This is a genomic window from Pseudomonas sp. QD4 (assembly GCF_049199125.1).
Taxonomy (GTDB): domain Bacteria; phylum Pseudomonadota; class Gammaproteobacteria; order Pseudomonadales; family Pseudomonadaceae; genus Aquipseudomonas.
On record NZ_JBLZOM010000003.1, the window covers coordinates 392459 to 418662 of the forward strand.

18 protein-coding genes are annotated in these 26204 nt (G+C 61.8%); 8 read left to right on the forward strand and 10 right to left on the reverse strand.

Annotated features, from left to right (window positions below):
* Positions 1–101 precede the first annotated feature (101 nt).
* Complete coding sequence (locus ACOZJV_RS22155; RefSeq protein WP_421548511.1) at positions 102–827, forward strand: 4'-phosphopantetheinyl transferase family protein; 726 nt, start codon at positions 102–104, stop codon at positions 825–827.
* 42 nt (positions 828–869) lie between these two features.
* Here ACOZJV_RS22155 and ACOZJV_RS22160 read toward each other — a convergent pair whose 3' ends face one another.
* Entirely contained in the window at positions 870–2483 is a 1614-nt protein-coding gene (locus ACOZJV_RS22160; RefSeq protein ID WP_421548512.1) for an ATP-binding protein, read from the reverse strand.
* A complete protein-coding gene (locus ACOZJV_RS22165; RefSeq protein WP_020295648.1) occupies positions 2480–3205 on the reverse strand; it encodes a response regulator in 726 nt (241 codons plus the stop codon). Before ACOZJV_RS22165 ends, ACOZJV_RS22160 begins: the two co-directional genes overlap by 4 nt.
* 735 nt (positions 3206–3940) lie before the next feature.
* Between ACOZJV_RS22165 and ACOZJV_RS22170 the strand changes: the two genes are divergently transcribed.
* The 3 genes from ACOZJV_RS22170 to pbpC all read left to right on the forward strand — a co-directional run bounded on the left by ACOZJV_RS22170 (position 3941) and on the right by pbpC (position 15181).
* The gene (locus ACOZJV_RS22170) at positions 3941–6832 is read left to right on the forward strand and encodes a ribonucleoside-diphosphate reductase subunit alpha (protein WP_020295649.1); all 2892 of its coding nucleotides are present in this window, start codon (positions 3941–3943) and stop codon (positions 6830–6832) included.
* 170 nt (positions 6833–7002) lie between these two features.
* Positions 7003–12849 carry an alpha-2-macroglobulin gene (locus tag ACOZJV_RS22175; protein ID WP_421548513.1) on the forward strand — a complete coding sequence of 1949 codons (5847 nt, stop codon included), beginning with the start codon at positions 7003–7005 and terminating at the stop codon, positions 12847–12849.
* A complete protein-coding gene (gene pbpC, locus ACOZJV_RS22180; protein WP_421548514.1) occupies positions 12830–15181 on the forward strand; it encodes a penicillin-binding protein 1C in 2352 nt (783 codons plus the stop codon). The genes ACOZJV_RS22175 and pbpC overlap by 20 nt, the downstream gene beginning before the upstream one ends.
* Before the next feature lie 397 nt (positions 15182–15578).
* On the opposite strand, the gene flgE is transcribed toward pbpC, so the two are convergent.
* From flgE to ACOZJV_RS22210, 6 genes are all read right to left on the reverse strand, one after another.
* Positions 15579–16913: a flagellar hook protein FlgE gene (flgE, locus tag ACOZJV_RS22185; RefSeq protein WP_421548515.1), complete on the reverse strand. Its 1335-nt coding sequence runs from the start codon at positions 16911–16913 to the stop codon at positions 15579–15581.
* A 30-nt stretch (positions 16914–16943) separates the two neighbouring features.
* Entirely contained in the window at positions 16944–17681 is a 738-nt protein-coding gene (gene flgD / locus ACOZJV_RS22190; protein WP_421548516.1) for a flagellar hook assembly protein FlgD, read from the reverse strand.
* 15 nt (positions 17682–17696) lie between these two features.
* Entirely contained in the window at positions 17697–18140 is a 444-nt protein-coding gene (gene flgC, locus ACOZJV_RS22195; protein WP_020295654.1) for a flagellar basal body rod protein FlgC, read from the reverse strand.
* A 3-nt stretch (positions 18141–18143) separates the two neighbouring features.
* Entirely contained in the window at positions 18144–18551 is a 408-nt protein-coding gene (gene flgB / locus ACOZJV_RS22200; RefSeq protein ID WP_020295655.1) for a flagellar basal body rod protein FlgB, read from the reverse strand.
* Between the two features lie 254 nt (positions 18552–18805).
* On the reverse strand, positions 18806–19633 hold the full coding sequence (gene cheR, locus ACOZJV_RS22205; protein ID WP_078470835.1) for a protein-glutamate O-methyltransferase CheR: 828 nt from the start codon (positions 19631–19633) through the stop codon (positions 18806–18808).
* A gap of 44 nt (positions 19634–19677) precedes the next feature.
* Positions 19678–20610, reverse strand: coding sequence for a chemotaxis protein CheV (locus tag ACOZJV_RS22210; RefSeq protein WP_020295657.1), 933 nt, complete (start codon positions 20608–20610; stop codon positions 19678–19680).
* Between the two features lie 75 nt (positions 20611–20685).
* On the opposite strand from ACOZJV_RS22210, the gene flgA reads away from it, so the two are divergent.
* The 4 genes from flgA (at position 20686) to ACOZJV_RS22230 (ending at position 23281) form a co-directional block, all read left to right on the forward strand.
* Positions 20686–21447 carry a flagellar basal body P-ring formation chaperone FlgA gene (flgA, locus tag ACOZJV_RS22215; RefSeq protein WP_421548517.1) on the forward strand — a complete coding sequence of 254 codons (762 nt, stop codon included), beginning with the start codon at positions 20686–20688 and terminating at the stop codon, positions 21445–21447.
* Positions 21448–21595: 148 nt separating this feature from the next.
* Positions 21596–21922 (forward strand): flagellar biosynthesis anti-sigma factor FlgM, encoded by a 327-nt coding sequence (gene flgM / locus ACOZJV_RS22220; RefSeq protein WP_078470837.1) that lies wholly within the window; start codon positions 21596–21598, stop codon positions 21920–21922.
* A gap of 48 nt (positions 21923–21970) precedes the next feature.
* A complete protein-coding gene (locus tag ACOZJV_RS22225) occupies positions 21971–22438 on the forward strand; it encodes a flagella synthesis protein FlgN (RefSeq protein WP_020295660.1) in 468 nt (155 codons plus the stop codon).
* Between the two features lie 96 nt (positions 22439–22534).
* Positions 22535–23281, forward strand: a complete 747-nt coding sequence (locus tag ACOZJV_RS22230) for a flagellar brake protein (RefSeq protein ID WP_043228721.1) — start codon at positions 22535–22537, stop codon at positions 23279–23281.
* Between the two features lie 82 nt (positions 23282–23363).
* Here ACOZJV_RS22230 and ACOZJV_RS22235 read toward each other — a convergent pair whose 3' ends face one another.
* Positions 23364–24740, reverse strand: coding sequence for an MFS transporter (locus ACOZJV_RS22235; RefSeq protein WP_421548518.1), 1377 nt, complete (start codon positions 24738–24740; stop codon positions 23364–23366).
* Positions 24741–24810: 70 nt separating this feature from the next.
* The gene (locus ACOZJV_RS22240) at positions 24811–26052 is read right to left on the reverse strand and encodes a glutamine synthetase family protein (RefSeq protein WP_178102944.1); all 1242 of its coding nucleotides are present in this window, start codon (positions 26050–26052) and stop codon (positions 24811–24813) included.
* Positions 26053–26204: the final 152 nt, after the last annotated feature.

Sequence of the window (26204 nt, forward strand, 5' to 3'; positions counted from 1 at the left end):
GGCAATGAGTCATCAGACGCCACACGGGCGCCGCAGCTTACAAAGGCGCCCTCAACCCCCGGGGCTACCCCGCAACCGCGCAACCCGGCAAAATGCCGGGCATGAATTCTCTCCCCGCCCTGCCCGCCTGCTGCACCCCACTCGACGCCCACTGGCCGCTGCCCCAGGCGCTGGCCAATAGCGTCCTGCTCAGCACCCACTTCAATCCCGCGCAACTGGCGGCGGACGACTTCCAGCGCTGCGCCATCGAGCCGCCGGCGAGCATTCAGCGCTCGGTCGCCAAGCGCCAGGCCGAGTTCCTTGCCGGGCGCCTGTGTGCCCGCGCCGCCCTGCAACGCCTGGAAGGTCTGGACTGCACCCCACCCATCGGGGACGACCGGGCACCGGTATGGCCGACCCACATCTGCGGTTCGATCACCCACAGCACCGGCCGGGCAGCGGCCATCGTGGCGCGCAAGGAGCACTGGCGCGGCCTGGGCATGGATCTGGAGAACCTGCTGGATGCCGAGCGTGCACGGCGCCTGGCGGGCGAGATCCTTACCGCGCCGGAATTGCAGCGCATGGCCGCCGGCCCCAGCGAGCATCTGGCGCTGTGGGTGACCCTGACCTTTTCAGTGAAGGAAAGCCTGTTCAAGGCGCTGTACCCGATCGTCCAGCAGCGCTTCTATTTCGAACATGCCGAAGTGCTGGAGTGGACCGAGGCCGGCCAGGTGCGCCTGCGCCTGTTGCAAGACCTGTCCAACGAGTGGCGCAACGGCACGCAACTGGACGCGCAGTTTGCGCTGCAGGATGGGCAGTTGCTGAGCCTGGTCAGCATTCCCGGTTGAGACGCCCACAAGCCCCGAGCCCCGGGCCTGAGGTCTGCTGCTTCAGGGCTTCTCTTCTTGATGGCGTGGCCAGCTCAGGCTGAAACAGGCGCCGCCCAGGCTCTTGCTGCGCCCGATCAGCGCGCGGCCGTCGTGCCAGTGAATGATCCGCCGCACAATCGACAGGCCCAGGCCATGCCCACCGGAGGCCCGGGTACGACTGTCGTCCAGCCGCAGAAAGGGGGTGAAGATCCGCTCCCAGGCGCTTTCCGGAACCCCGGGGCCATCGTCTTCAACGTCCACCCGACACCGCACCTGCCCGACCTGATAGCTGATGGTCACCTGGGATTTGGCGTGGCGCATGGCGTTGCTCACCAGGTTCTGCAAGGCCCGATGCAGGTAGCGCGGCTCGGCCTCGACCCAGGCGTCATCACAATTGGCGGCCGACAGGCACAACCCGCGCTGGACCTTGACCTCGGCCCGCAGCGGCGCCAGTTCGCTGATCACCTGGCTGACCAGGGCATCAAGGTCGATGCGCTGGAAGTTCAGCGCCGGCGAACCCTGCTCCAGGCGCGCATACGTGAGCATCTCATCCACCAGGCGGTCCAGGTCCTGGATATCGCTGTCCATGCCCTCCATGTACTTTTCCCGTGCCACAGGGGTGGTGGCCGAGCCGATCATTTCCAGGCCAAAGCGCAGGCGTGCCACCGGCGTGCGCAACTCGTGGGACACCGCCCGCACCAGCTCACGCTGGATCGCCAGCAGACGTTGCAGGTGCTCGGCCATGCCGTTGAACGCGGCGGCCAGGCGCCCGATCGAGTCGGCGCCGCGGGCGGGAACCCGGGTTTCCAGGCTGCCCTTGGCGATGCGCGTCGCCGCTGACTCCAGCCCGCGCAGGCGCCGCTCCAGCTGACGCACCAGGAGATAGACGATCAAGCCGATCAGGCTCAGGCCCAGGACGGCGATCAGCACCAGCCATTCGGGTGGATAGGGGTTCATCTGATACAGCGGGCCGATTTCCAGGACCCAGGGCGTGCCAACCATGCCGGCAAACACCCGGATCGAATCGCCCCCCTTGCCCAACGCCATCACGGTATCGCCCTCGGCGACGCGGCGGCGCTGGTCTTCGTCCATGTCAGCCTGTTCAAGGATCACCAGGTGCATATCGAAACCAAAACCCTTGGCTTCCTTCAAGTCCGCCAGGCGTTGCGGTTGCTCGGCGACCGGGTAGCGCACCAGTTCGTCGGCCAGCAGGTAGATAGTCGCGCGCGCCAATTGCTCGCTGATCTGCTGCACCTCGCCAGTCAGTAGCAGTTGTTCCTTGTCGCTGACCAACCGGTAGACCCGCGCCGCGTGTGGCCCGGTCTGCTCCACCAGGGCCTGGCCCCGCAGCACGCGGCTGCGCTGGCCGCTGTCGAGGCTGGTCTGGGCGAATGTCTGCAAGGCCAGGGGAATCCCCAGGAGACGCTCCCACAACGCCAGGACGCGCCGACGCTCGATCTCACTCATCGGCTGCAGGTTGTCGGCCATCAGCGAAAACGTGCCATGGGCCAGGCGCTCGCGATACTGCTCGCTGCGCACATTATTAAGCAGGTGCAGGGCCAGGACGCCAAGCAGCGCCACCAGGATCAGGGCGGCGCACATGCCGCCGTAGATCCGCAGGAAGATCGAGTTCACAGCGGCATATCGGCGGCGGCTTCAGGGACAAACAGGTAGCCCTTGCTGCGGATGGTCTTGATCAGGCGCGGGTGCTCCGGATCGTCGCCGATCTTGGGGCGAATGCGCGAGATGCGCACATCGATCGAGCGGTCCTGGCCGTCGTAGCCGATGCCACGCAGGGCGGTGAAGATTTCTTCGCGGGACAGAATGCGCCCGGCGTTGGCCACCAATAGCCAGAGCAGGTCGAACTCGGCACTGGTCAATTCGATCCCCGCCTCGTTCAGCCAGGCTTCGCGCAGCGCACTGTCGACCACCAGCGGGCCGAACTGCAGGCGTCGCTGCTTCTCCGGGACCGCCGCTTCCGGCGCCTCGCTGCGCCGCAGCAGGGCCTGGATCCGCGCCAGCAGCAGCCGCGGGCGCACGGGTTTGCAGACATAATCGTCGGCGCCCAGGTCCAGGCCCATGACCTGGTCCATGTCGTCGGAACGCGCGGTGAGCATCAGGATCGGCCCGTCATAGCGGTGGCGCACCTTGCGGCAGATGCTCAAGCCGTCTTCGCCGGGCAGCATCAGGTCGAGAATCACCAGATCCGGCTGCTCGTTGATGATCCGCGCCGCCGCCAGCGCACCGTTGCCTTCTATGGCCACCTGCAGGCCATTGCTCTCCAGGTACTCACGGGTCAACTCGGCCAGACGCTGGTCGTCCTCAACAATCAATACCTGCCAGGCTTCTTGCTCCACGGGTGACCTCTTCTTGCCAAGAACATATTCAGGAAGGATCCACCCGTCTTTTTGTAATGTTTGAGGTGGATAAGACTGCTTAAAGCGCGGCCGATTGTAGCAATGGCCAGGCAGGTGAACACAAGGAGGAAAATCGGTTCGGACAGCGGCCTTTTTTGTGATAGGGTTCGCGCCCGCAAAAATCCGCCCAGGACAGTTTCCTGCGGTAAAAAACAGTGACAAACGGTTTGATCCAGGCCTACTGCGGCCTGCATGAGGTTTGCGGCTTTCATACACAATTTACGCACAACCTTATCCACAGGCTGTACATTGCATTCACCCCCAAAAACGCATTATCTTGTAGCCCGGCGCAAAAAAAACCCTACATCTAGGGTTTTGCGCAAAAAACCAAACACAAATCAGACAAGAAACTCAAGCCCTTTTCTTGCCCAAGTTTGGTGAACCAATCGCTTTTTTAGAAGACCAAGACCGCGCGTGCGGATGGCTACTGTTTTCCAACCTGCCACAGGGGAAAACGGTACGGGTGTTGCAGTCACAGACTGTCATCCATCAGGAACAGGTGCTTGAGCCAAAAGCTCGGGACCCAAGACTTCGGCATGGAAGCGGCGCCAACAGCCCCCTTCCTGAACTGTCCCGAAGTGGTTATGCCCGGCCCATGCCGGTTGTAGTGCTTCAGGACGGAACGGTGGGCACCGTGATGGTGCCCAAACAAACATAGAGAACGTGGAGACACCCATGCAAACCGACACAACTCGCGAGAACCCGCAGGGCACCGCGCCGCAGGCCGCTGATTCAAATCTGGATCTGTCCGCCACCGCGCCCGGCCAACTGCGCGTGATCAAGCGTAACGGCACTGTCGTTCCTTACACCGATGACAAAATCACCGTCGCTATCACCAAAGCGTTTCTTGCAGTTGAAGGCGGCAATGCTGCCGCTTCGTCGCGAATCCACGACACCGTGGCCCGCCTGACCGAACAGGTCACCGCGACCTTCAAGCGCCGCATGCCATCGGGCGGCACCATCCACATCGAAGAAATCCAGGACCAGGTCGAACTGGCCCTGATGCGTGCCGGCGAGCAGAAAGTGGCCCGCGACTATGTGATCTACCGCGACTCGCGCGCCAAAGAGCGCGCCGTGCGTTCCACCAGCGAAGAGCCGGTGCAGGCTCACCCATCGATCCGCATCACCCGTGCCGATGGCAGCATGGCGCCGCTCGACATGGGCCGCCTGAACACCATCGTCAGCGAAGCCTGCGAAGGCCTGGAAGAAGTCGACGGCGACCTGATCCAGCGCGAAACCCTGAAGAACCTCTACGACGGCGTGGCCCTCAAGGACGTCAACACCGCCCTGGTGATGACCGCCCGTACCCTGGTCGAGCGTGAGCCGAACTACTCCTTCGTGACCGCTCGCCTGCTGATGGACACCCTGCGTGCCGAAGGCCTGAGCTTCCTCGAAGTAGCCGAAAGCGCCACTCACCACGAGATGGTCGACCTGTATGCCAAGGCACTGCCTTCCTACATCGCCAAGGGCATTCAATTTGAATTGCTGAACCCGGTCCTGGCCGAGTTCGACCTGGAAAAACTCGGCAAGGCCATCAACCACGAGCGCGACCAGCAGTTCACCTACCTGGGCCTGCAAACCCTGTACGACCGTTACTTCATCCACAAGGATGGCGTGCGTTTCGAACTGCCACAGATCTTCTTCATGCGCGTGGCCATGGGCCTGGCGATCGAAGAGAAACAACGCGAAGACCGCGCCATCGAGTTCTACAACCTGTTGTCGTCCTTCGACTACATGGCTTCGACCCCGACCCTGTTCAACGCCGGCACCCTGCGTCCACAGCTGTCGAGCTGCTACCTGACCACCGTGCCGGACGACCTGTCGGGCATCTACCACGCGATCCACGACAACGCCATGCTGTCTAAATTCGCCGGTGGCCTGGGCAACGACTGGACTCCGGTGCGCGCACTGGGCTCGTACATCAAGGGCACCAACGGCAAATCCCAAGGCGTGGTTCCGTTCCTCAAAGTAGTGAACGACACCGCCGTTGCCGTAAACCAGGGTGGCAAGCGCAAAGGCGCTGTCTGTGCCTACCTGGAAACCTGGCACATGGACATCGAAGAGTTCATCGAGCTGCGCAAGAACACCGGTGATGACCGTCGTCGTACCCACGACATGAACACCGCCAACTGGATCCCTGACCTGTTCATGAAGCGCGTCTTCGATGATGGCCCGTGGACCCTGTTCTCGCCGTCCGAAGTGCCGGACCTGCACGACCTGACCGGCAAGGCCTTCGAAGAGCGTTACGAGTACTACGAAGCCCTGTCCCAGTACCCAGGCAAGATCAAGCTGTTCAAGACCATCCAGGCCAAAGACCTGTGGCGCAAAATGCTGTCCATGCTGTTTGAAACCGGCCACCCATGGCTGACCTTCAAGGACCCGTGCAACCTGCGCAGCCCGCAGCAGCACGTGGGCGTGGTCCACAGCTCGAACCTGTGCACCGAGATCACCTTGAACACCAACAAGGACGAGATCGCCGTTTGTAACCTGGGCTCGATCAACCTGCCGAACCACATCACCAACGGCAAGCTGGACACCGCCAAGCTGGCACGCACCGTGAACACCGCCGTACGCATGCTCGATAACGTGATCGACATCAACTACTACTCGGTGCCACAGGCGCAGAACTCCAACTTCAAGCACCGTCCAGTGGGACTGGGCATCATGGGCTTCCAGGACGCGCTGTACCTGCAGCACATTCCTTACGGTTCGGATGCTGCGGTCGAGTTCGCCGACAAGTCCATGGAAGCGGTCAGCTACTACGCGATCCAGGCTTCCTGCGACCTGGCCGACGAGCGCGGCGCCTACGAGACGTTCCAGGGTTCGCTGTGGTCCAAGGGCATCCTGCCGCTGGATTCGCAACAGATCCTGATCGAGCAACGTGGCCAGAAGTACATCGATGTCGACCTGAACGAATCCCTGGACTGGGCACCGGTTCGCGCCCGTGTGCAGAAAGGCATTCGCAACTCCAACATCATGGCCATCGCACCGACCGCCACCATCGCCAACATCACCGGCGTATCGCAGTCGATCGAACCGACCTACCAGAACCTGTATGTGAAATCGAACCTGTCGGGCGAATTCACCGTGATCAACCCGTACCTGGTTCGCGACCTGAAAGCCCGCGGCCTGTGGGACTCGGTCATGATCAACGACCTGAAGTACTACGACGGTTCGGTGCAGCAGATCGAGCGCATCCCGCAAGAACTCAAAGAGCTCTACGCGACGGCCTTCGAAGTGGACACCAAGTGGATCGTTGACGCCGCCAGCCGTCGTCAGAAGTGGATCGACCAGGCTCAGTCCCTGAACCTGTACATCGCCGGCGCTTCGGGCAAGAAGCTCGACGTGACCTACCGCATGGCTTGGTACCGTGGCCTGAAAACCACTTACTACCTCCGTGCCCTGGCCGCGACCAGCACCGAGAAGTCCACCATCAGCACCAGCAAGTTGAACGCTGTTTCCAGCGGCAACCACGGTGATGACTCGGTCCTGGCCGCTCCAGCAGGTCCCGCTCCAGTGCCGAAGGCTTGCGCCATCGACGAGCCGGATTGCGAAGCCTGCCAATAAGCTGAACCTTTGAGCGCCGCCAGGCGCTTGAACCGAACCCCCGATAGACCTCTGGTTTATCGGGGGTTTTCTTTTGCTTGCAATTTACCGGTGACAACCGCTTAAACCACGGTTTGTGGCGGTGTTCAGGTGTAAGATGGCGCGCCATTCAACTTCAGGGATTTTTTGCAATGTTTGCCAGGTGCAGGGACGCAGCGCGCCGCCTTTTCGGCGTTTTATCAACCGTGGCACGCCTGTTGTTCGGGCTGACCCTGTGGCTGGCGCAAAGCCTTCTTGGCCAATGGCGCCCGCCCTATTGGCTGCGCAAACTGATCCCTGCACTGGGACGAGGCCTGACCGCCATCGGGCGCAAGGTCCAGGCCTACCCACGGCAATTTGCTGCCGGCATCGCGACCCTCGCCGTGCTGAGTGCCGGCGGCCTGTATGGCTGGCACTGGTACTCCAACCTGCCGCAACCGCACACCGTGCATTACAGCGTGCAGGGCCCCAGCCTGACCGACTACACCCGGCAGCCGCTGCTGATCGACACCCTGCGTATCCGCTTCAATGAATCGGTGGCGCCCCTTGAAGCCATCAATCAACCCGTGACCGAAGGCATCACCCTGAGCCCGACAGTCGCCGGCAGCTGGCGCTGGGTCGAGGACCGCACCCTGCAATTCACCCCGGACCAGGACTGGCCGATCGACGCCAAATACAGCGTCGAGCTGGCCAAGAAAAAGCTGCTGGCCGATGGCGTGCTGTTGAGCCAGTACAGCAACACATTTTCCACCCCTGCATTCAGCGCCACCCTGGTTCAGAACGAGCTGTATCAGGACCCGGTCGACGCCAGCCTGAAACAGCAGGTCGCCACCTTCAGGTTCACCCACCCGGTGGATGAAGAGAGCGTACGCAAACGAATCAAGTTCTCCCTCGGCACCGGCCTGCAATACCGCGACCCAAAAGCCGCGAATCAGCCCGAGATCAGCTTCGACGCCTTCAAGCTGCAGGCCTATATCCGCTCTGCGGCGTTGGCCACGCCACTGGAAACCAACCAGATCAGTCTGACCCTCGGCGAAGGGGTCAAGTCTCAACTGGGCGGCAACGCCACCCCTTCCTCGCAAACCCGCCTGGTGACGGTGCCCGGTCGCTATCGGCTGACCTTCAGCAACAGCGAAATCAACTTCGCCGACAATGATCGCGGCGAACCCGAGCCGGTGCTGATGTTCACCAGCTCCAGCGCCGTGGCCGACGAGGCGATTGCCGGCAAGGTCCAGGCCTGGCTGCTGCCGGAAAAACCCCAGGACGACCTCGCCCCCTGGTACGCCAAGGACATCGACGAAGCCCTGCTGGCCCGCTCGCAACCGATCAAGCTCAGCCATGTACCCAGTGTCGAGCCGCTCAATACCGAGCACGCCTTCAAGTTCAAGGCACCCGCGGGGCGCACCCTCTATGTGCAAATCCCGGCGCGGATCGAGGCGATTGGCGGCTACCTGGCGAAAAACCCTACAACCTCATTGCTGAGCATGCCGGCCTACCCGCGCACCCTGCGTTTTCTGTCCGACGGTGCCCTGCTCAGCCTCACCGGTGAAAAACGCGTAGGTTTCATGGCCCGTGGCGTGCCCGGCGCCCACGTAGAGATCGCCCGCGTCCTGCCCAACCAGCTGCAACACCTGGTCGACCAGAGCAGCGGCAGCTTTGCCCGCCCCAACTTTGCCAATGACTATTTCGACCGCATGGTCGAGCGCCAGTCCCTGGACATCCCGCTGTCCGCCAGCGATCCGTCCAAGACCCAATACGACAACGTCGACCTTGGCAGCTACCTCAGCGCCAACGGCGGTCGCCGCGGGATCTTCGTGCTCAAGCTCAGCGCCCAGGACCAACCGAGCCAGCGTACCTTCGACGGCTACTCGCAAAGCGCGACCAATGACCTGCGTTTTATCGTGGTCACGGACCTTGGCATCATCGCCAAGCGCTCCAGCGACGGCAGCCATGACCTGTACGTGCAATCCATCGGCAGCGGCCTGCCGGTAGCCGAGGCCCAGGTCGAGATCATCGGACGCAACGGTTTGCCGGTCAGCAGTGGCAAGACCGACGCCCAGGGTCACGCGCACTTCGCCAAGCTCGACGAGCTGCGACGCGAGAAAACCCCGCTGATGTATGTGGTGACCCGCGGCAACGATCAGTCATTCCTGCCGATCGCCCGCCAGTCGCAACAGTTGGACCTGTCGCGCTTCGACGTCGGCGGCCTGCAGGAAGACGGCACCAGCAACCGCCTGAGCGCCTACCTGTTCAGCGACCGGGGCCTGTACCGCCCGGGCGAGACCGCACACCTGGGCATGATCGTGCGCAGTGGCGACTGGAAAGGTGCCCTGCAGGGCCTGCCGGTCGAACTGCTGATCACCGACCCACGGGGCCTGACGGTGGTGCGCGAGCCCCTGAAGCTGTCCTCCAGCGGTTTTGAAAGCTACGACTTTGCCAGCAGCGACGTAGCGCCGGCCGGCGATTACACCGCGACCCTGCAACTGATTGGCGACAAACAACTGCGTACCCACCTGGGCAGCGTCAATTTCAAGGTCCGCGACTTCGAGCCCGACCGCCTGAAGGTCAGCCTGAGCCTGCACGACACCCCGGTCGCCGGTTGGATCGCGCCGGATCAGGTCGAGGCCAAGGTCACGGCGCTGCACCTGTTCGGCGCGCCGGCCGCAGGGCGGCGGATCACCGCCAACCTGTCGCTGAACCCGGCACTGGCGGGGTTCGAGCGTTACCCTGAGTACCGCTTCCGCCTCAACGACTCGCTGACTGAAGCCAGCAGCGAAGACCTGGCGGAAACCACCGCCGACGACAATGGCCAGGCCGTGCTCGACCTGGACCTCAAGCGTTTTGCCAACAGCACCTACCGCCTGCAGGTCCTGACCCAGGTGTACGAGGCCGAGGGTGGGCGCAATGTGGCGGCGCAAAGTTCGTTGCTGGTGTCTTCGGCGCCCTACCTGATCGGGGTGAAGAGCCAGGACTCGCTGTCCTACGTGGCCAAGGGCACGGCGCGCCAGGTGCAATGGCTGGCTGTCGGGCCGGACCTGAGCCCGCGTGCGGTTGAAGGCCTGGTCAGCCAGGTGATCGAGCACCGCTACGTGTCGGTGCTGGTCAAGCAGGCCAATGGCACCTACAAGTACGAGTCACGCCTCAAGGACACGGCTCAACCCGCCTCGCCGCTGACGCTCACCGAGCAGGGCGCGACCCAGGTGCTGGACACCCAGACGCCGGGGGACTTCACCCTGCAACTCAAGGATGCCAACGGCAACCTGCTCAACCAGATCGACTACAGCGTCGCTGGCAAAGGCAACACTTCGCGCTCCCTGGAACGCAACGCCGAACTGCAACTGCGCCTCGACAAACGCAGCTACGCCAGCGGCGACGAGATCGCCATCAGCATTCGCGCGCCCTACACCGGCGCCGGGCTGATCACCATCGAGCGCGACAAGGTCTACAGCCAGCAGTGGTTCAAGGCCGACAGCACCAACAGCGTGCAGCACATTCGGGTGCCCAAGGGCCTGGAGGGCAACGCCTACGTCAACGTGCAGTTCGTGCGTGACATCGGCTCGTCCGAGGTCTACATGAGCCCGCTGTCCTATGGTGTGGTGCCCTTCAGCATCAACCTCGACGCGCGCCGCATGCCGCTGAAAGTCGAAGGGCCGGCGCAGATCGAACCGGGGCAAGTGCTGGATATCAAGGTCAGCAACGACCGGCCGACCCGCGCGGTGATCTATGCGGTCGATGAAGGCATCCTGCAGGTTGCGCGCTACAAGGCGCCCGACCCGCTGGGCTTCTTCTTCCAGAAACGTGCCCTGGAAGTCGGCACCAGCCAGATCCTCGACCTGATCCTGCCGGAGTTCAGCCGCCTGCTCAGTGGCGCAGCCCCAGGTGGCGACACCGAGGGCGCCCTGGCGTCGCACCTCAACCCGTTCAAGCGCAAGCACCAGCCGCCTGTGGCCTGGTGGTCGGGGGTGGTGGACCTGCCGGCGGGCGAAAGCGTGCTGCACTACCAACTGCCGGACAACTTCAACGGCAAGCTGCACCTGTTCGCCGTGGCGGTGGACGCCAACAGCGTCGGCGTCAGTGAAGGCGCGAGCGAGGTGCGCGGCCCGCTGGTGATCACGCCGAACGTGCCGGCCTTTGTCGCCCCTGGGGATATTTTCACGGTCAGCGCTGGGGTCTTCAGCAACCTGGAAGTCGATACCGCCGTGAAGTTCGAGCTGCAAACCAGCGCCGGACTGCAGGTCGAAGGCGAACCCGGGAGCACGCTGCAACTGCAACCGCGCAAGGAAGGCGTGGCGCAGTTCCGGATCAAGGTCCTGGAAAACCTCGGTTCCGCCGACCTGCGCTTTATCGCGGTCTTGCCCGACGGCAAACGAATCCAGGTCGCGGAAACCACCTCGGTCCGCCCCTTGAGCGAACACCGGGTGGCCCTGACCCTCGGCCGCTTTGAAGGCGCCAGCCAGGAACTGCTGCCGACCCGCAATCTGTTCAGCGAGTTGCGCAATGTCCAAGTGGGTGTTGCCGCGTCGCCACTGGTATGGGCCGACGGCCTGAAACACTACCTGGACGACTACGCCTACGCCTGCACTGAGCAACTGGTGTCCAAAGCCATGCCAGCGCTGATCTGGCGCGATGCGCAAGCGAGCGTGCCATCCACACAGGGCTTCGACGGCCTGCTGCGGGTACTGCGCCAACGGCAGAACCAGGCCGGCGGCTTCGGCTTGTGGGCTGCCAACCCACAGGTCACGCCCTATGCCAGCCTGTACGCCACCGACTTCCTGATCGAAGCCCGCGAACGCGGCCTGGCCGTGCCCGGCGACCTGCTGGAGCGGGCCAATGCCTACCTGACCGAGATCGCCAACGGTCCGAGCGAAGGCCTGCAGGAATTGCGCAACCGCGCCTACGCCAGCTACCTGCTGAGCCGCCAGGGGATCCTGGTCAGCGGTGCCCTGAGCGATATCCGCGAGCGTTACGAAACCTATCACCGCGATACCTGGCAGAACGACCTGGGCGCGGCCTACCTGGCGGCCAGCTATAAGCTCCTGAAACAGGATCGCCTGGCCGATCGGCTGTTCCGCAAGCTTCCCTGGCGCACCCTGAACGACCGCTGGGATAGCGACGGTTTGTATTACGACCCCCTGGTGCACGATGCCGAACACCTGCACCTGCTGAGCAAACACTTCCCCGACCTGGTGGACGATGTGCCGCTCGAGTTGCTGGATAAACTCGGCAAGCGTCTCAACGAGCAGCGCTACAACTCACTGTCGGCCGCCCTGCTGTTGCGGGCGCTGGACAACTACGGGCAGCGCGCCGAGAGCGGCATGCACCTCAAGGCCAGCGCCTGGCTCAACGACAAGTCCCAGCAATTGCTGAACATGGTCGGCCAGCCACCGCGCAGTGCGGTGCCGGCGGCCACTGAAAAGCTGCTCCTGGAGAAGTCCTCCGGTCCTGCCGCGTTCTACATGCTCAGCGAAGCCGGTTTCGATCGCGGCGCCAACACCCAGCCCCTGAGCAATGGCCTGGAAGTGATCCATGACTACCTCGACCTCAAGGGCCAGCCGGTGACCCAGGTCAGCGTGGGCGATGAGTTCCTGGTGCGCCTGCGCCTGCGGGCCACCGAACATGACCAGGTGCAGCAAGTGGCCGTGGTCGACCTGTTGCCAGGTGGCGTCGAGCCGGTCTATCGCCTGCCGCCGCAGCCCAAGCAGCGCGACGAGGAGGATGAAGACCAGGAGCAATCGTCCGGCGATGACGACGAGGAATCCTGGCAAGCGCCGGTCGGTGAGAGCGAGTTGAGCAACTGGCAGCCGGAGTACATTGATGTGCGCGATGACCGTGTGGTGTTCTACGGCACCGTGCTGCGCGACGCCGCGACCTTTGTCTACCGAGTGCGCGCGACCAACGCCGGGACCTTCAACACCCCGCCGGCGTATGCCGAAGGGCTCTACCAGACAACCCTGCAAGGACGTGGCAAGGTAGGCCAGCTTGAAATCGTCAAACCTTGAGCCCCAGCCCCAACGCAGGCCCCTTGGACAGCGCTTAAAACCGCTGTTCAAGGGCCTGCTGCTGGGGGCAATCGGCCTGGGGCTGCTGCGGCTGTGGCCCCATGCACCGCTGCAACAGGCGGCGCCTTCGTCGCGAGTGGTGCTGGCCGAGGATGGCACACTGCTGCGCATGACCCTGGCCAGCGATGGCCAATACCGTCTGTGGTTGCCTCTGGAGCGCATCTCGCCGTCACTGGTGCAGGCCCTCCTGCTCAAGGAGGACCGCAATTTCTACTACCACCCCGGGGTCAACCCGCCGGCGCTGTTGCGCGCTGCGCTGACCACCTACAGCGGCGGGCTGCGCCAGGGCGGTTCGACCCTGAGCATGCAACTGGCGCGCAGGCTGTATGACCTCAACACCCGACAGGTTCCCGGCAAGCTGCAACAGATGGTGCTGGCCCTGTGGCTGGAGGCGCGCTACAGCAAGCACGACATCCTCGAGGCCTACCTGAATCTGGCGCCCATGGGCGGCAATATCGAAGGCGCCGAGGCGGCCAGCCGTGTCTACTTCGCCAGGCCGGCAGCCCAGCTCTCGCTGTCGCAAGCCCTGGCCCTGGCGGTGATTCCGCAACAACCCAACCGCCGCGCGGCCTTCACCGCCGACCTGCAACAGGCCCGGCTGCGCCTGATGGCTGCCTGGCGCGAGGCCTATCCGGATGACCCACGCAATCAAAGCCTGCTGGAATTGCCCCTGGAAGCCCGCAGCCGTCAGCAACTGCCGTTTCTTGCGCCGCACCTGAGCGAACAACTGCTGGCCGCCCACGCCGGCAGCGAGCTGCAAAGTACCCTCAACCTGCCTCTGCAACGCCTGCTGGAGCGCCTGATCCAGGGTTACATCGGCGAAAAACACGACCTCGGCGTGGACAATGCGGCCGCCATCCTGCTCGATACCCGCGACCAGAGCGTCAAGGCCCTGGTCGGTTCGGCCGACTATTTCTCGCTGCCGATCCAGGGCCAGGTCAACGGCGTGATGGCGCGACGCTCGCCGGGCTCGACCCTCAAGCCGTTTCTCTATGGGCTGGCGATCGACCAGGGGCTGATCCACCCCATGAGCATCCTCAGGGACATGCCGAGCAACTTCGGTTACTTCCAGCCGGAGAACTTCGATGGCAGTTTCATCGGCCCGCTGAACGCGCAGGAGGCGTTGATCCGCAGTCGCAACATTCCGGCTGTATGGCTCGCCAGCCAGCTGAAAACCCCGACCCTCTACGACCTGCTGCAACGCTCCGGCGTCAAGGGGCTGCGCGCGCCAGGGCATTACGGCCTGGCCCTGGCCCTGGGCGGCGGCGAGATGAGCATGGAGGAACTGGCCCGGCTGTACCTGATGCTGGCCGGTGACGGCCACCTGCGACCGCTGCGTTACCTGAGCCAGCAGCCGACCGGCAGCGGCGAGCAACTGCTCAGCCCGCAAGCGAGCTTTATGGTGCGCGACATGCTGCGCCACAACCCGCGTCCGGATGGGCTGCCGGCCGACAGCCGCGGCCGGCATTGGCGCACCGCGTGGAAGACCGGCACCTCCTGGGGGTTTCATGACGCCTGGAGCGCCGGGCTGGTAGGGCCTTATGTGCTGGTGGTGTGGGTCGGCAATTTCGACGGCCGGCCCAACCCGCAATTCATTGGGGCCAAGACCGCAGGGCCGCTGTTTTTCAGGATCGCCGACGCCCTGCCGCTGGCCCTGCCCACGGTCGCCGAGCGCGCCGACAAACCACCGCCCGGGCTGACGCGGATCCAGGTGTGCAGCGCCTCGGGCGAACTGCCCAACCGCTGGTGCCCGCAAACCCGCAAGACCTGGTACATCCCCGGCGTATCACCGATCCGGGTGTCTAACCTGCATCGCCCGGTGCTGATCGACACCCGCACCGGCAAGGCCGCCTGCCCGCCGTTTGATCCGCAGTACACCCGCGAGGAGGTCTTCGAATTCTGGCCCAGCGATGTGCGCCGGCTATACCGCGCCGCGGGGTTGCCAAGGCGCGCAGTGCCCAATGTGCTCAAGGCCTGCCAGCCCGAGCGCAATGCCGATCAGAGCGAGGCGCCACAAATACGCTCGCCGCTGACCCAGGTGACCTACAACCTGCGCCTGTCGCGGCCGGAAGAAAACATCCAGCTGAGCGCCAACGCCGCCAGTGACGCACGCCGGCTGTACTGGTTCGCCGACCAGACCCTGATCGGCCAGGGCCCACCCCAGGTCAGCCTCACCTGGCGACCACAAAGGTCCGCCAGCTATCAACTGCGAGTCACCGATGACCAGGGCCGCAGCACTAGCCGCACCTTGAACGTAGAGTTCCAACCCTGACCCAGCCTGTAGCCGCTGCCGAGCTTGACGAGGCTGCACTGCCCCTATCAGGCACTGGATTACATCAGGGAAAACTGCGCCGTCTAAAAGGGCCAGCGTCCGAACGCGGCCCGAGCCTGGCGGCAGCGGCTACAGCGGCCCGAACCCGCGCTATCCCAGGCACACCCAGGCGAAGGTCATGCCGCAGAACAGCATCGGCAGGAGATCAAGAAAAACATTCATTCGGGCACGTTCCCTGTTGGCGAGTGCCAGCAATGTAGTCGCTGAATATGACAATTGTCTGTCGCGCCGCCGCTCGCCACTGCGCCCTGCCCAGCCCCAAAACAGAAAAGCCCTGCCGGCATGAACCGGCAGGGCTTTTCGTGGCGAGTCGGGCTGAATGATCAGCCCGCCAGCATCAGGTCATCTGGATGATGGTCTGCATGATGGTGCTCTGGGTGGAGATGGTCTTGGCGTTCGCCTGGTAGTTGCTCTGCGCCTTGATCAGCTCGACCAGTTCGTTGGTCAGGTTGACGTTGGACTCTTCCAGGGAGTTCGACACCACAGAACCCAGGGTACCGGTCTGTGGCGCATCGTAGCCCGGGATGCCCGACGCGAAGGTTTCTTTCCAGCTGGTGCCGCCTACCGGCTGCAGGCCCTGCTCGTTGGTGAAGCTGGCCAGGGAAATCTGACCGATCGGCTTGGTCTGGTTGTTGCTGAAGTTGGCCAGCAACACACCGCTGCCGTCGATGGTCAGGTTGGTGATCTGGCCAGTGGCGTAGCCGTCCTGGGCCGGGATCGAGCGGGCGGTATCGGCGTTGAACTGGGTGGTATTGGCCAGGGAGACCGATACCGTGCCACCAGAGCTGGCGCCATTGGATTTCCATACACCATTGGTCACGGTGCCTGGAACCCAACCAGTCAACTTCAGGTCGTTGCTGATGATGGGTTTAGTCGCGTCAGCCGGGTTAGGTGTACTGACCTGCACCAACTTGCTGGATGTATCAAAAGTAATGGTCGAAGCGACCGGATCGGTGGTACTGCCATCCTTGGTTGGCAAGCTGCCGTCCAGGTTGCGGCCGTCGATCAGGGTGTAGGTCTTCCAGGTGTTGGCGCCCGTCTTGACCATGTACTGGTCCATGCGGTGCTCGTTGCCCTGGGTATCGAAAATCGGCGTGCTGAACTGTTTGGTGAAGGTTGCCGACAGTGTCGGGTCAAACTTGTTACCCACGATCGTGTCGTCGATAGGATCGGACGTCGAGTTCAGGTTGATGGTCGAAGACACCGAAGTGGTCGCCTTGGGCGCCAGGTTCGAAGTGTCGATCCGTAGGTCGGTCAACACACCATTGATGATCTTGCCATTGGCGTCCACACCGTAACCCTGCAGGCGAGCGGTGCCGTCGGAGTTGGTGACGTAGCCTTCCTTGTCGGTCTTGAAGGTACCGGCACGGGTGTAAGTCAACGAACCGTTGTTGCTCAGGACAAAGAAACCCTGGCCCTGGATCCCCATGTCCAGCACGTTGCCGGTGTTGTTCACGTCACCCTGGTTGAACTGCTGGGAAACGTTGGCCAGGCGCACGCCGTTGCCAATCACTTTGCTGCCGCTGCCCAGCTTGGTGGCCGAGTAGACGTCGGCGAATTCCGCGCGCGACGATTTGAAACCGGTGGTTGCGACGTTGGCGATGTTGTTGCCGGTAACGTCCAGCTGCTTGTTGGCTGCATAGAGACCGCTAAGGCCGATATTGAAAGACATATTCCACTCCTTGTGCCGGGTTAGTCGGCTCTATATACCAATGGTTTTGACTTTGGACAGAGCGATCGGGCTGCTCAGTCCGGCGAGGTTCAACATCAATTCACCGCCAGTCTGGCTGATGGTGACGCTATTGACCGTCGCAGGCAGGTAGGTGACCAGAGCGACCGCGGTGTTATCGATCGTGGTGCTGGCTTTGAAGGTGTAGTTGCCCGGGTCGGCCTTGGTGCCGTCGGTCTTGGTGCCGTCCCAGGTGAAGCTCGAGGTGCCCGCAACCTGGCTGCCCAGGTCGATGGTTTTCACCGCTTTGCCGTCTTTGTCGGTGATGGTCACGGTCACGCCCGCGACGCTGCTCGGCACAGTGATCGAACCGGTCATGCTCTTGGTGGTGTCGACCTGGGTAGTGCCGGACTGCACGATCACCGAGCGACCGACCAGGGACGAGGCCTGCAGGGCCTGGCTCGACTTGTAGTTGCCGGAAATCGCGGTGACCGAATCATTGAGCGTGGTGATGCCTTCCAGGCTGCTGAACTGTGCCAGTTGCGCCACGAACTCGCTGTTGTCCTGCGGGTCCAGGGGGTTCTGGTTTTTCAGTTGGGTCACCAGCAGTTGCAGGAACGCGTCCTTGCCCAGGGCTTTTTTACCGGTGGCACTGTTGGTGGCCGCAGTAATGCCGTCAGAGCTTGAAGTCGTGGTCTTTTTCGACGAGTTCGCGAGAATCTGATTCAGACTCAAGCTGCTGGTGGTGCTGGTGGTGTCGTTAATGCTCATTGGAGAGGCCCCTTATCACTGACCGAGGGTCAGGACCTTCTGCATCATGGTCTTGGCGGTGTTCATCATTTCAGCGTTGGTCTGGAACGAACGGCTCGCGGAAATCATGTCGGCCATTTCTTCAACCACGTTGACGTTGGGGTAGTAGACATAACCCTTGGCGTCAGCGGACGGATGGTTAGGCTCGTAACGCGCTTCGAGGTTGCTCTGGTCTTCGACCACACCCAGCACCTGCACGCCCTGGCCGGTGGAGTCCTGGTTCTGGAACAGCGACTGGCTGCCACCGCTCTGCGCACCCTGGAACATGGTGGCGAACACCGGATGGCGGGCACGGTAGGTCTGGTCGATGCTCGACGACACGGTCTCGGCGTTGGCGATGTTACTGGCGACGGTGTTCAAGCGAGTGGTCTGAGCACTCATGCCGCTACCGGCGATATTGAAAACACTGGCGAGGGACATGGATTACTCTCCGCGCAGGGCTGAAATCAGCCCTTTGAATTTGCTGTTGAGCAGCGTGAAGCTGGCCTGGAAGTTGACCGAGTTCTCGGCGTAGTTCGACTGTTCCAGTTGGGCGTCCACGGTGTTCTGGTCGATGGAAGGCTGCATCGGCGTGCGGTACAGCAGCGACTCGTCGCCGTTACCCATGCCTTCTGCTTCGATATGACGGCTGTTGGTCATGTTCAAGGCAAAGGTGCCGTTCTTGGTCTTCTCGTTCTGCTCGGCGAGCACGGCGGAGAAATCCAGATCCCGAGCCTTGTAGTTCGGGGTGTCGGCGTTCGCGATGTTGTTCGCCAGAACTTCGGCGCGCTTGGCGCGAAAGCCCAGAGCCTGTTCATGGATACCGAGCGCTTTATCGAAGCTGATGCTCATGTCGGGAAACCTTTGGGTGACCTGATTTTTCGTAATCTGGATATAGCAAGCCCCGTGCCAAGTGCAAAAGCCCCGTAAATCAAGGCTTCGCCGGCAGCGGCAAGGCGGCAATGCCAGAAAAGCGGCAATGGATTTCCGCGATGCGCCAGCAAAGCGGCAACCTCACTGCCGCTTTTACGCCGCGCCCCGGCAACGACCAGGCACAAAAAAGGAGGCCCAAGGGCCTCCTTTTATCGACTCGCTCTCCACCCGGCCTACTTCGCCTGGTAGATGATCCCCGGGCTGCACTGAACCATCTGGAAATGATCAGGCAGGCCGTTGAGCGCCTCGGATGCGCCAAGAAACAGGTAACCGCCCGGCTTCAAGGTGCTGTGAATGCGCATCAGGATGTCCTTCTTCACCTCAGCGGAGAAGTAGATCAACACGTTGCGGCAGAACACGATGTCGAACTTGCCGAGGCTCGCGTAGCTGTCCAGCAGATTGAACGAGCGGAATTCCACCCGACTCTTGATCGGCGCCTTGATCGCCCAGCGCCCCGGCCCTTTCGGGTCGAAGTAGCGTTGCAGGCGCTCGGCAGACAGGCCGCGGCCAATGGCCAGGCTGTCGTATTCGCCGGTCTTGCAGTTGTTGAGCATGGTGCCGGACAAATCGGTGGCAACGATCTGCACACCCATTTTCAGGTGACCCATGTTGGTCCGTTCGAACTCGTCGATCGACATCGACAACGAGTAGGGTTCCTGGCCCGACGAGCAGGCGGCCGACCAGATGCGCAAGCGCTGGTTCGGACTGGCCTTGATCGCTTCGGGAAGGACCTTGTTCTTCAGGACCTCAAAGGGATAGGTATCGCGAAACCATAAGGTTTCGTTAGTGGTCATGGCATCCACCACCTGCTCGCGCAAACCGCTGCGCGGCTGGGTCTGAATACGCTGCACCAGCTCACCCAGGGATTTGATGCCCTGCTGTTCCATCAGTTTGTTGAGACGGCTCGATACCAGATATTGCTTGTTCTCACCCAGCAAGATCCCACAGGCTTTTTCCAGGAAGACCCGGAACTGTTCGAAATCCAAATTACCCGTAGACAATGATGCCGCCTCTTAAATCGTATGACCGCCAGGAGCCGATGCCCCTAGCTGTTGTCTGCTGCTTTGATCCGGTCGACTACCCGGGATGCCAGGTCATCAGGACGGAATTTGGCAAGAAAGTCATCGGCACCGACCTTCTTCACCATCGCCTGATTGAATACACCTGACAACGAAGTATGCAGGATGATATGCAGCTTTTGCATGCGCGGATCGTTGCGTATCTCGGCCGTGAGGGTGTAACCGTCCATCTCCGGCATCTCGATGTCGGAAATCATCATCAGAAATTCTTCTTCCGGCTTCTTGCCCTCGTCCACCAGCTTGCGCAGGTAATCCAGGGCCTGGCGGCCGTCGTTCAGCGCGACCACTTCCACGCCAACCGTCTGCAGGCAGCGCGTCACCTGCTTGCGTGCCACCGACGAATCGTCGACGGTCAGTACCCGCAGGGAAATCGCCTTGTGCTGGGTTTCGACGTCCACCACACCGACTGAAATCACTTCCGAGGTCGGCGCCACTTCCGCCAGCACCTTCTCGACATCGATGATTTCGACCAACTGATTGTCAACCCGGGTCACGGCCGTCAGGTAGTGATCGCGACCGGTGCCCTTGGGTGGCGGATGGATCTCCTCCCAGTTCATGTTGACGATACGTTCCACCGACCGCACCAGAAACCCCTGGGTCTTGGTGTTGTACTCAGTGATGATCACAAACGGGTTGCTCAGGTCTTTCAAACCACCCGAACCGGTGGCCATCGCCAGATCCAGGATCGGGATGGTCGCCCCGCGAATACTTGCGACACCGCACACGACAGGACTGGATTTAGGCATCAAGGTCAGTTTCGGGCACTGCAACACCTCCCGAACCTTGAACACGTTGATCCCGTAAAGCTGCTGGCCGTCCAGACGGAACAGCAGCAGCTCCAGGCGATTCTGCCCAACCAGTTGCGTGCGCTGGTTAACCGCATCCATTACACCCGCCATGCCCAGACTCCCCAAAGCTTTAAGTTCCGACGCACGCTCATCGCTAAACGGCACGGGGCTTGCTTTTTAACTGTTATGAACGCCAAAACGACATTTTTCCGACGCCTGACATCAAACTACCGCAAATTACTTTGCGCGCTGTCAGTTTTGTCTATTTTCAACCCTGGCGGCCCTGCCCTTGCTGACTCGGTCACCCTGCCTGATCTACTTATCGGCGTCACTCAAGGGTTTCTTGAATTCACCGTAGAAGACTATCTGGCCACCAGTCAAACCGCCGGACGCTATGAAATCACGGTTGCCCAACTCGATCCGCGCATGCGCATGCCCAATTGCGACAAGGAATTGACAGCCACCCTTGAAAGCCCGGCGCAGCCCATTGGCCGTGTCACGGTCAAGGTCCGCTGCGACGGCGCCTCGCCCTGGACCGTGTTCGTGCCGGCCCAGGTCAAACTGTTTCGCGAAGTGGTGACCACGACCCGCCCCCTAAAGCGCGCCGGAATCATTGCGCCGGAGGAGGTCACTTTGCGTGAACGTGACATCAGCCAGATCAACCAGGGTTACCTGACCTCGGTCGACGATGCCATTGGGCAGAAACTTGTCCGACCAATGGTCGCCGATCAAGTCATTACCCAACTGCACATGGAGCAGGCCGAGGTGGTGCGCAAGGGCGATCAAGTGGTGATATCTGCCCGCAGCGGCACCCTGAACGTGCGAATGCCCGGCGAAGCACTGTCCAACGGCGGCATGAACGAGCAGATAAGGGTCAAGAACCTGAACTCGAAACGTGTGATCAAGGCCCGGATTACCGCTCCCGGGCAAGTAGAAGTCGCAATGTAGGAACTGGCGCACAAGCCCGCCCTTCCCTAAACTGTGGTCCATGCGGGCCGCAGCCATGGGCGTTGGTTAATCGACAATAGCGCCTAAAGTTTTCCAGGGTATGGCCGAAAACATGGCAAGCGTCCAAATACCCAGAGGTTTTTTTATCATGGTCATCGATTTCAGCCGTTTAAACAGCTCCCCCTCACTTACCGGCAGTACGCGTACCAGCGCCAACAAAGACATCGGCGACACCGACAAGTCTGCGCCGCTGGCTACCCCGGCTGAACAAGCCAGTACCACCAAAAGCGGGGAATCGGTACACCTCAGCAATGAGGCTCAGCGTTTGCAAAAGGTCACTGACAAGCTGCGCGATCAGCCTGCCGTCGACAAAGCCCGCGTGGCCGAGTTGAAAGCAGCGATTGCCGATGGCAGCTATAAAGTCGACAGCAACCGTGTAGCCAGCAAACTGCTCAATTTCGAAGCCCAGCGCTAGCCAAAGGCCTGCGCCAGGCTTTTGGACGCTTAAAACCCAAGGCCAGCCATGCACGACTCTAATTTACTGCAACTGATCACTGAAGATTTTGCTCCAGCTCAACAATTGCTGGAACTGCTGAAGACCGAATCCCTCGCTCTGTACGGCCGCGATATGCCGCTACTGGAGGATATTCTGGCGCAGAAACATGCGCTGATCATTCTGCTCGAACAGCATGGCCGCAAGCGCAGCGAGATTCTTGCCAGCCTGAACCTACCCGCCAGTCGCGCCGGCCTTGAGCAACTCGCCGAACATTCCTCGATCGGCCCGCAATTGCTTGAGCAAAGCGATGTGCTGACCGAACTGCTCGCCGAGTGTCAGGCGACCAATGAACTCAACGGTCGCTCGATCCAGGTTCAGCAGGCCACCACCGCGAACCAGCTGAAAATCCTCAACGGCGGCGAAAGCCCCGCACTGTATGACGCCCGCGGTTCGACCTCCCTGCTTGCGAAGCCGCGCCCGCTCAGTCAGGCTTGACCCCGGAAAATGTGCGCGCCCTATCAAGCTGCGAAACATGCTGGCAAAATGCTGGCTCTTGCGTGTAGTCGTATTTTGTCTGGAGACTGATGAACCGTGTTCAATGCCCCAAGCGCGGAAGATGCTCCGCAGCCCCCTAAGGTTCTCACCACTCCTCTGGAGATAGCTTCGAACCTGCGGATGCTACAAGAGAGCCATGACCCGCTGATCATCACCTTCCATGAGCGCAGCCAGCGCTTTCAGAGCTATCTAGTCGAAGTCGATCGCGACAGCAACATGATCGCCCTCGATGAAATGATTCCCCGCGACGGTGAACGTTTCATGCTGGCCGGCGAGCCATTTCGCGTCGAAGGCTTCCATGAAGGCGTGCGTATCGCCTGGGAAAGCACCAGTACACCGACCCTTGATGAATCCAACAACGGTCGCTGCTACCGTGGCACCCTGCCGGACGAAGTGGTCTATCACCAGCGCCGCAGCGCCTTCCGCGCAGCGCTCAAGCTTTCGCAACTGGTCAACGTCGAACTCGACGGCGAAAAGCTCAAGGAGTCCATCCGCGGCAAGCTGCTGGATATCTCGGCCACCGGTTGCAAACTGCGCTTTGAAGGCGATATCTCCGAGCGTCTGCAACTGGGCCAAGTCTACGAACGTTTTATCGCCGCCCTGCCCTTCGGCAGCATGACTGCTCCCGTCGAGCTGCGGTATCTGCACTATGAAGAGCGCATCGATATCACCTTCGCCGGGGTCCGCTTTCATAATATGAGCGGCCTGGTACAGCGCCAGGTCGAGCGTTTCGTCTATCAGCTGCAACGCGAAGCACGGCGCTTCGATAAAGACGACATGTAAGCCAACGCCAGCCATGAAAACGGGCAGTCCCTTGCGGTGACTGCCCGTTTTTTTTGCGCCGCCTTCCGGCAACCGCCAGACCCTAAGGCCTGGCGCCACTGAGATGATGCGGCCCCTCATCCTCGGGCTGGACCTCATCCTCAGCCTCGGTTGCCGGCGACTCATCAGCCGCTGGCTCGTCGGCCACCGGCTCGACGGGGTTCTGCATCTGATCCTGCACCACTTGCTCATCCACCCGTGGGTCAAGAGCCGCCACCAGTGGTGAGCTGGACATGCTGTCCGGCATCGCCACGTGCTGCAGCGGGGCATCATCGACCTGATGCAGATTGGTCACCGCCTTCGGCCGGATCCGCCACACCAGGACCAACGCGAAGAAACTGAAGAACGCGTAGAGCATCTGGCTGCCGAACAGCTTCATCAGCACGCCCGCCACTAACGGCCCGATGCTCGCGCCCACACCGTAGGTCACCAGCAGCATCGCGGTCAGCGACACACGGCGATCGCCTTCGACATGGTCATTGGAAAAAGCCACCGCCAACGGATACAGGCAGAACTGCACCAGCGAACACAGGAAACCCAAGGCAAACAGCACCTCCAGCGGCACACTCGGAAAGATCGCCAGGGGCAGCGCCGCCACCGCCAGAAACATCGCAAAGCAGCGAATCAGCATCGCCCGGTCATAACGATCCGAGAGCCAGCCCAACGGCCACTGCACCAGCAGGCCGGCAAAAATGCAGCAGCCCATGAACAGGCCGACCTGCTCGGTGCTCAACCCCTGCTGGGAGGCGTACAGCGGCGCCAGGCCGTAGAACGAGCCGACAATCAGCCCCGCCCCCAGCACCGTACTCAGAGATTGCGGCACGCGTTTGATAAAGAAGCGTGGCTCCATCGGCGCCGGGTGCAGTGGCGCCGGGTGAATGCGACGGGTCATGGCCACCGGTACCAGGCACAGAGCGAAGCACAGGGCTACCAGCATCAGCAGTTCCAGGCCAAGGGCCGGGTGCATGACCAGAATCAGTTGCCCCAGGACCAGCCCCAGGTAAGAAGCGATCATATAGCCGCTGAACACCAGCCCACGCTGCTTGGCCTCGGCCTGCTCGTTCAGCCAGCTCTCGATGACCATGTACTGGCACATCATGCCCAGGCCGACGATCACCCGCAGCACCAGCCAGGCCGGCAGCCAGTCCACCAGGCCATGGCCGAGAACGGCAGCCCCGACGATACCGGCACAGGTGGCGTAGGCGCGGATGTGCCCGACCCGGGCAATCAGCCGATGGCCGATCTTGCCGCCCAGGACCAGGCCGAAGTAGTTGGCCGCCATCAAGGCACCGACCCATAAGCCATCGACATGGTCGGCGGCCAGGCGCAATGCCAGATAAGTGCTGAGCAAGCCCGAGCCGATAAGCATCATCAGCGAGGCGAAATAAAGCGCTCGAAAGGATTTCCAGATTTGGCGCATCGGCGTTCCGAGCGGCTCCTTGAATTGAGTGTCGGGCCGTCTTCACGACAGCCCGACGGCGACGGTTCAGTTAGGCCTGGGCCGCTAAAACACGCCGTTCCCAGGGAGTAATTTCATCAAAGAAGCTGGTCAACTCCATGGTCTTCGAAGCGATGTAGCCTTCGATGAACTCTTTGCCGAACAGTTCCTTGGCCAATGGACTACGTTTCAGACGTTCAAGGGCCGCATGCAAGGTACAAGGCAGTGACAAACTGTCCGGCACTTCGAATTCACCCTGGATCGCGGCTTGCGGTTCCAGTTCATTTTCGATGCCGTGCAGGCCGGCTGCCAGGCTGGCGGCGATTGCCAGATAAGGGTTGGCATCCGCCCCCGGCAGGCGGTTTTCCACCCGGCGCGCCACCGGCGAACTGGCCGGAATACGCAAGCCTGCGGCGCGGTTGTCATGGGACCAGCACGCATTGTTTGGCGATGCGTAAGGATGGCACAGGCGCTGATAAGAATTGACGTTGGGCGCGAACAACGCGGTGAAATCCGCCATGCCGGCCTGCTGTCCGCCGATAAAGTGACGGAAGGTCGCCGTCGGCTGCCCCGCGTCGTCGCTGAACACGTTTCGCCCACTGCCGATCTCGACGATGCTCTGGTGAATATGCATCGAACTGCCCGGGGTATGGGCCAATGGCTTGGCCATGCACACCACGGTCAGGCCATGCTTGAGCGCCACTTCCTTGAGCAGGTGTTTGAACAGGAAAGTCTGGTCGGCCAGCAGCAGGGGGTCGCCGTGCAGCAGGTTGATCTCGAACTGGCTGACGCCCATTTCATGCATAAAGGTATCGCGGGGCAGGCCCAGCGCCGCCATGCACGCATACACCTCGCTGAAAAACGGACGCAGGCCATTGTTGGAACTGACACTGAACGCCGAATGCCCGTCCTCGCGACGCCCGTCCAGGCCTACGGGCGGCTGGAATGGCTGAGTCGGATCGGTGTTGGGCGCAAACACAAAAAACTCAAGTTCGGTGGCCACCACCGGCGCCAGGCCATGGGCCGCATACCGGGCGATCACCGCCTTGAGCTGGCCGCGAGTGGACAGACGCGAGCTTTCGCCCGTCAATTCATCCGCATCGCAGATCGCCAGGGCACGTGGCTGCTGGCTCCAGGGCAGGCGATGGATCTGTTGCGGATCGGCCACGAGCGCCAGGTCGCCGTCGTCGCTGCCGTAAAAGCGCGCGGGCGGGTATCCGCCCATGATGCATTGCAGCAGCACGCCCCGTGCCATCTGCAACCGCCGCCCTTCGAGAAAACCTTCTGCGGTCATTACCTTGCCGCGGGGCACTCCATTGAGGTCCGGAGTGACACATTCAATCTCATCAATGCCCGTCAATCGCTGTGCGAGTGAACGATGGCCATCGGTTGTCATGACTCAATCCTTGTTGTTGTACGAGCCGAGAACGGCGACCCGTACAAAAT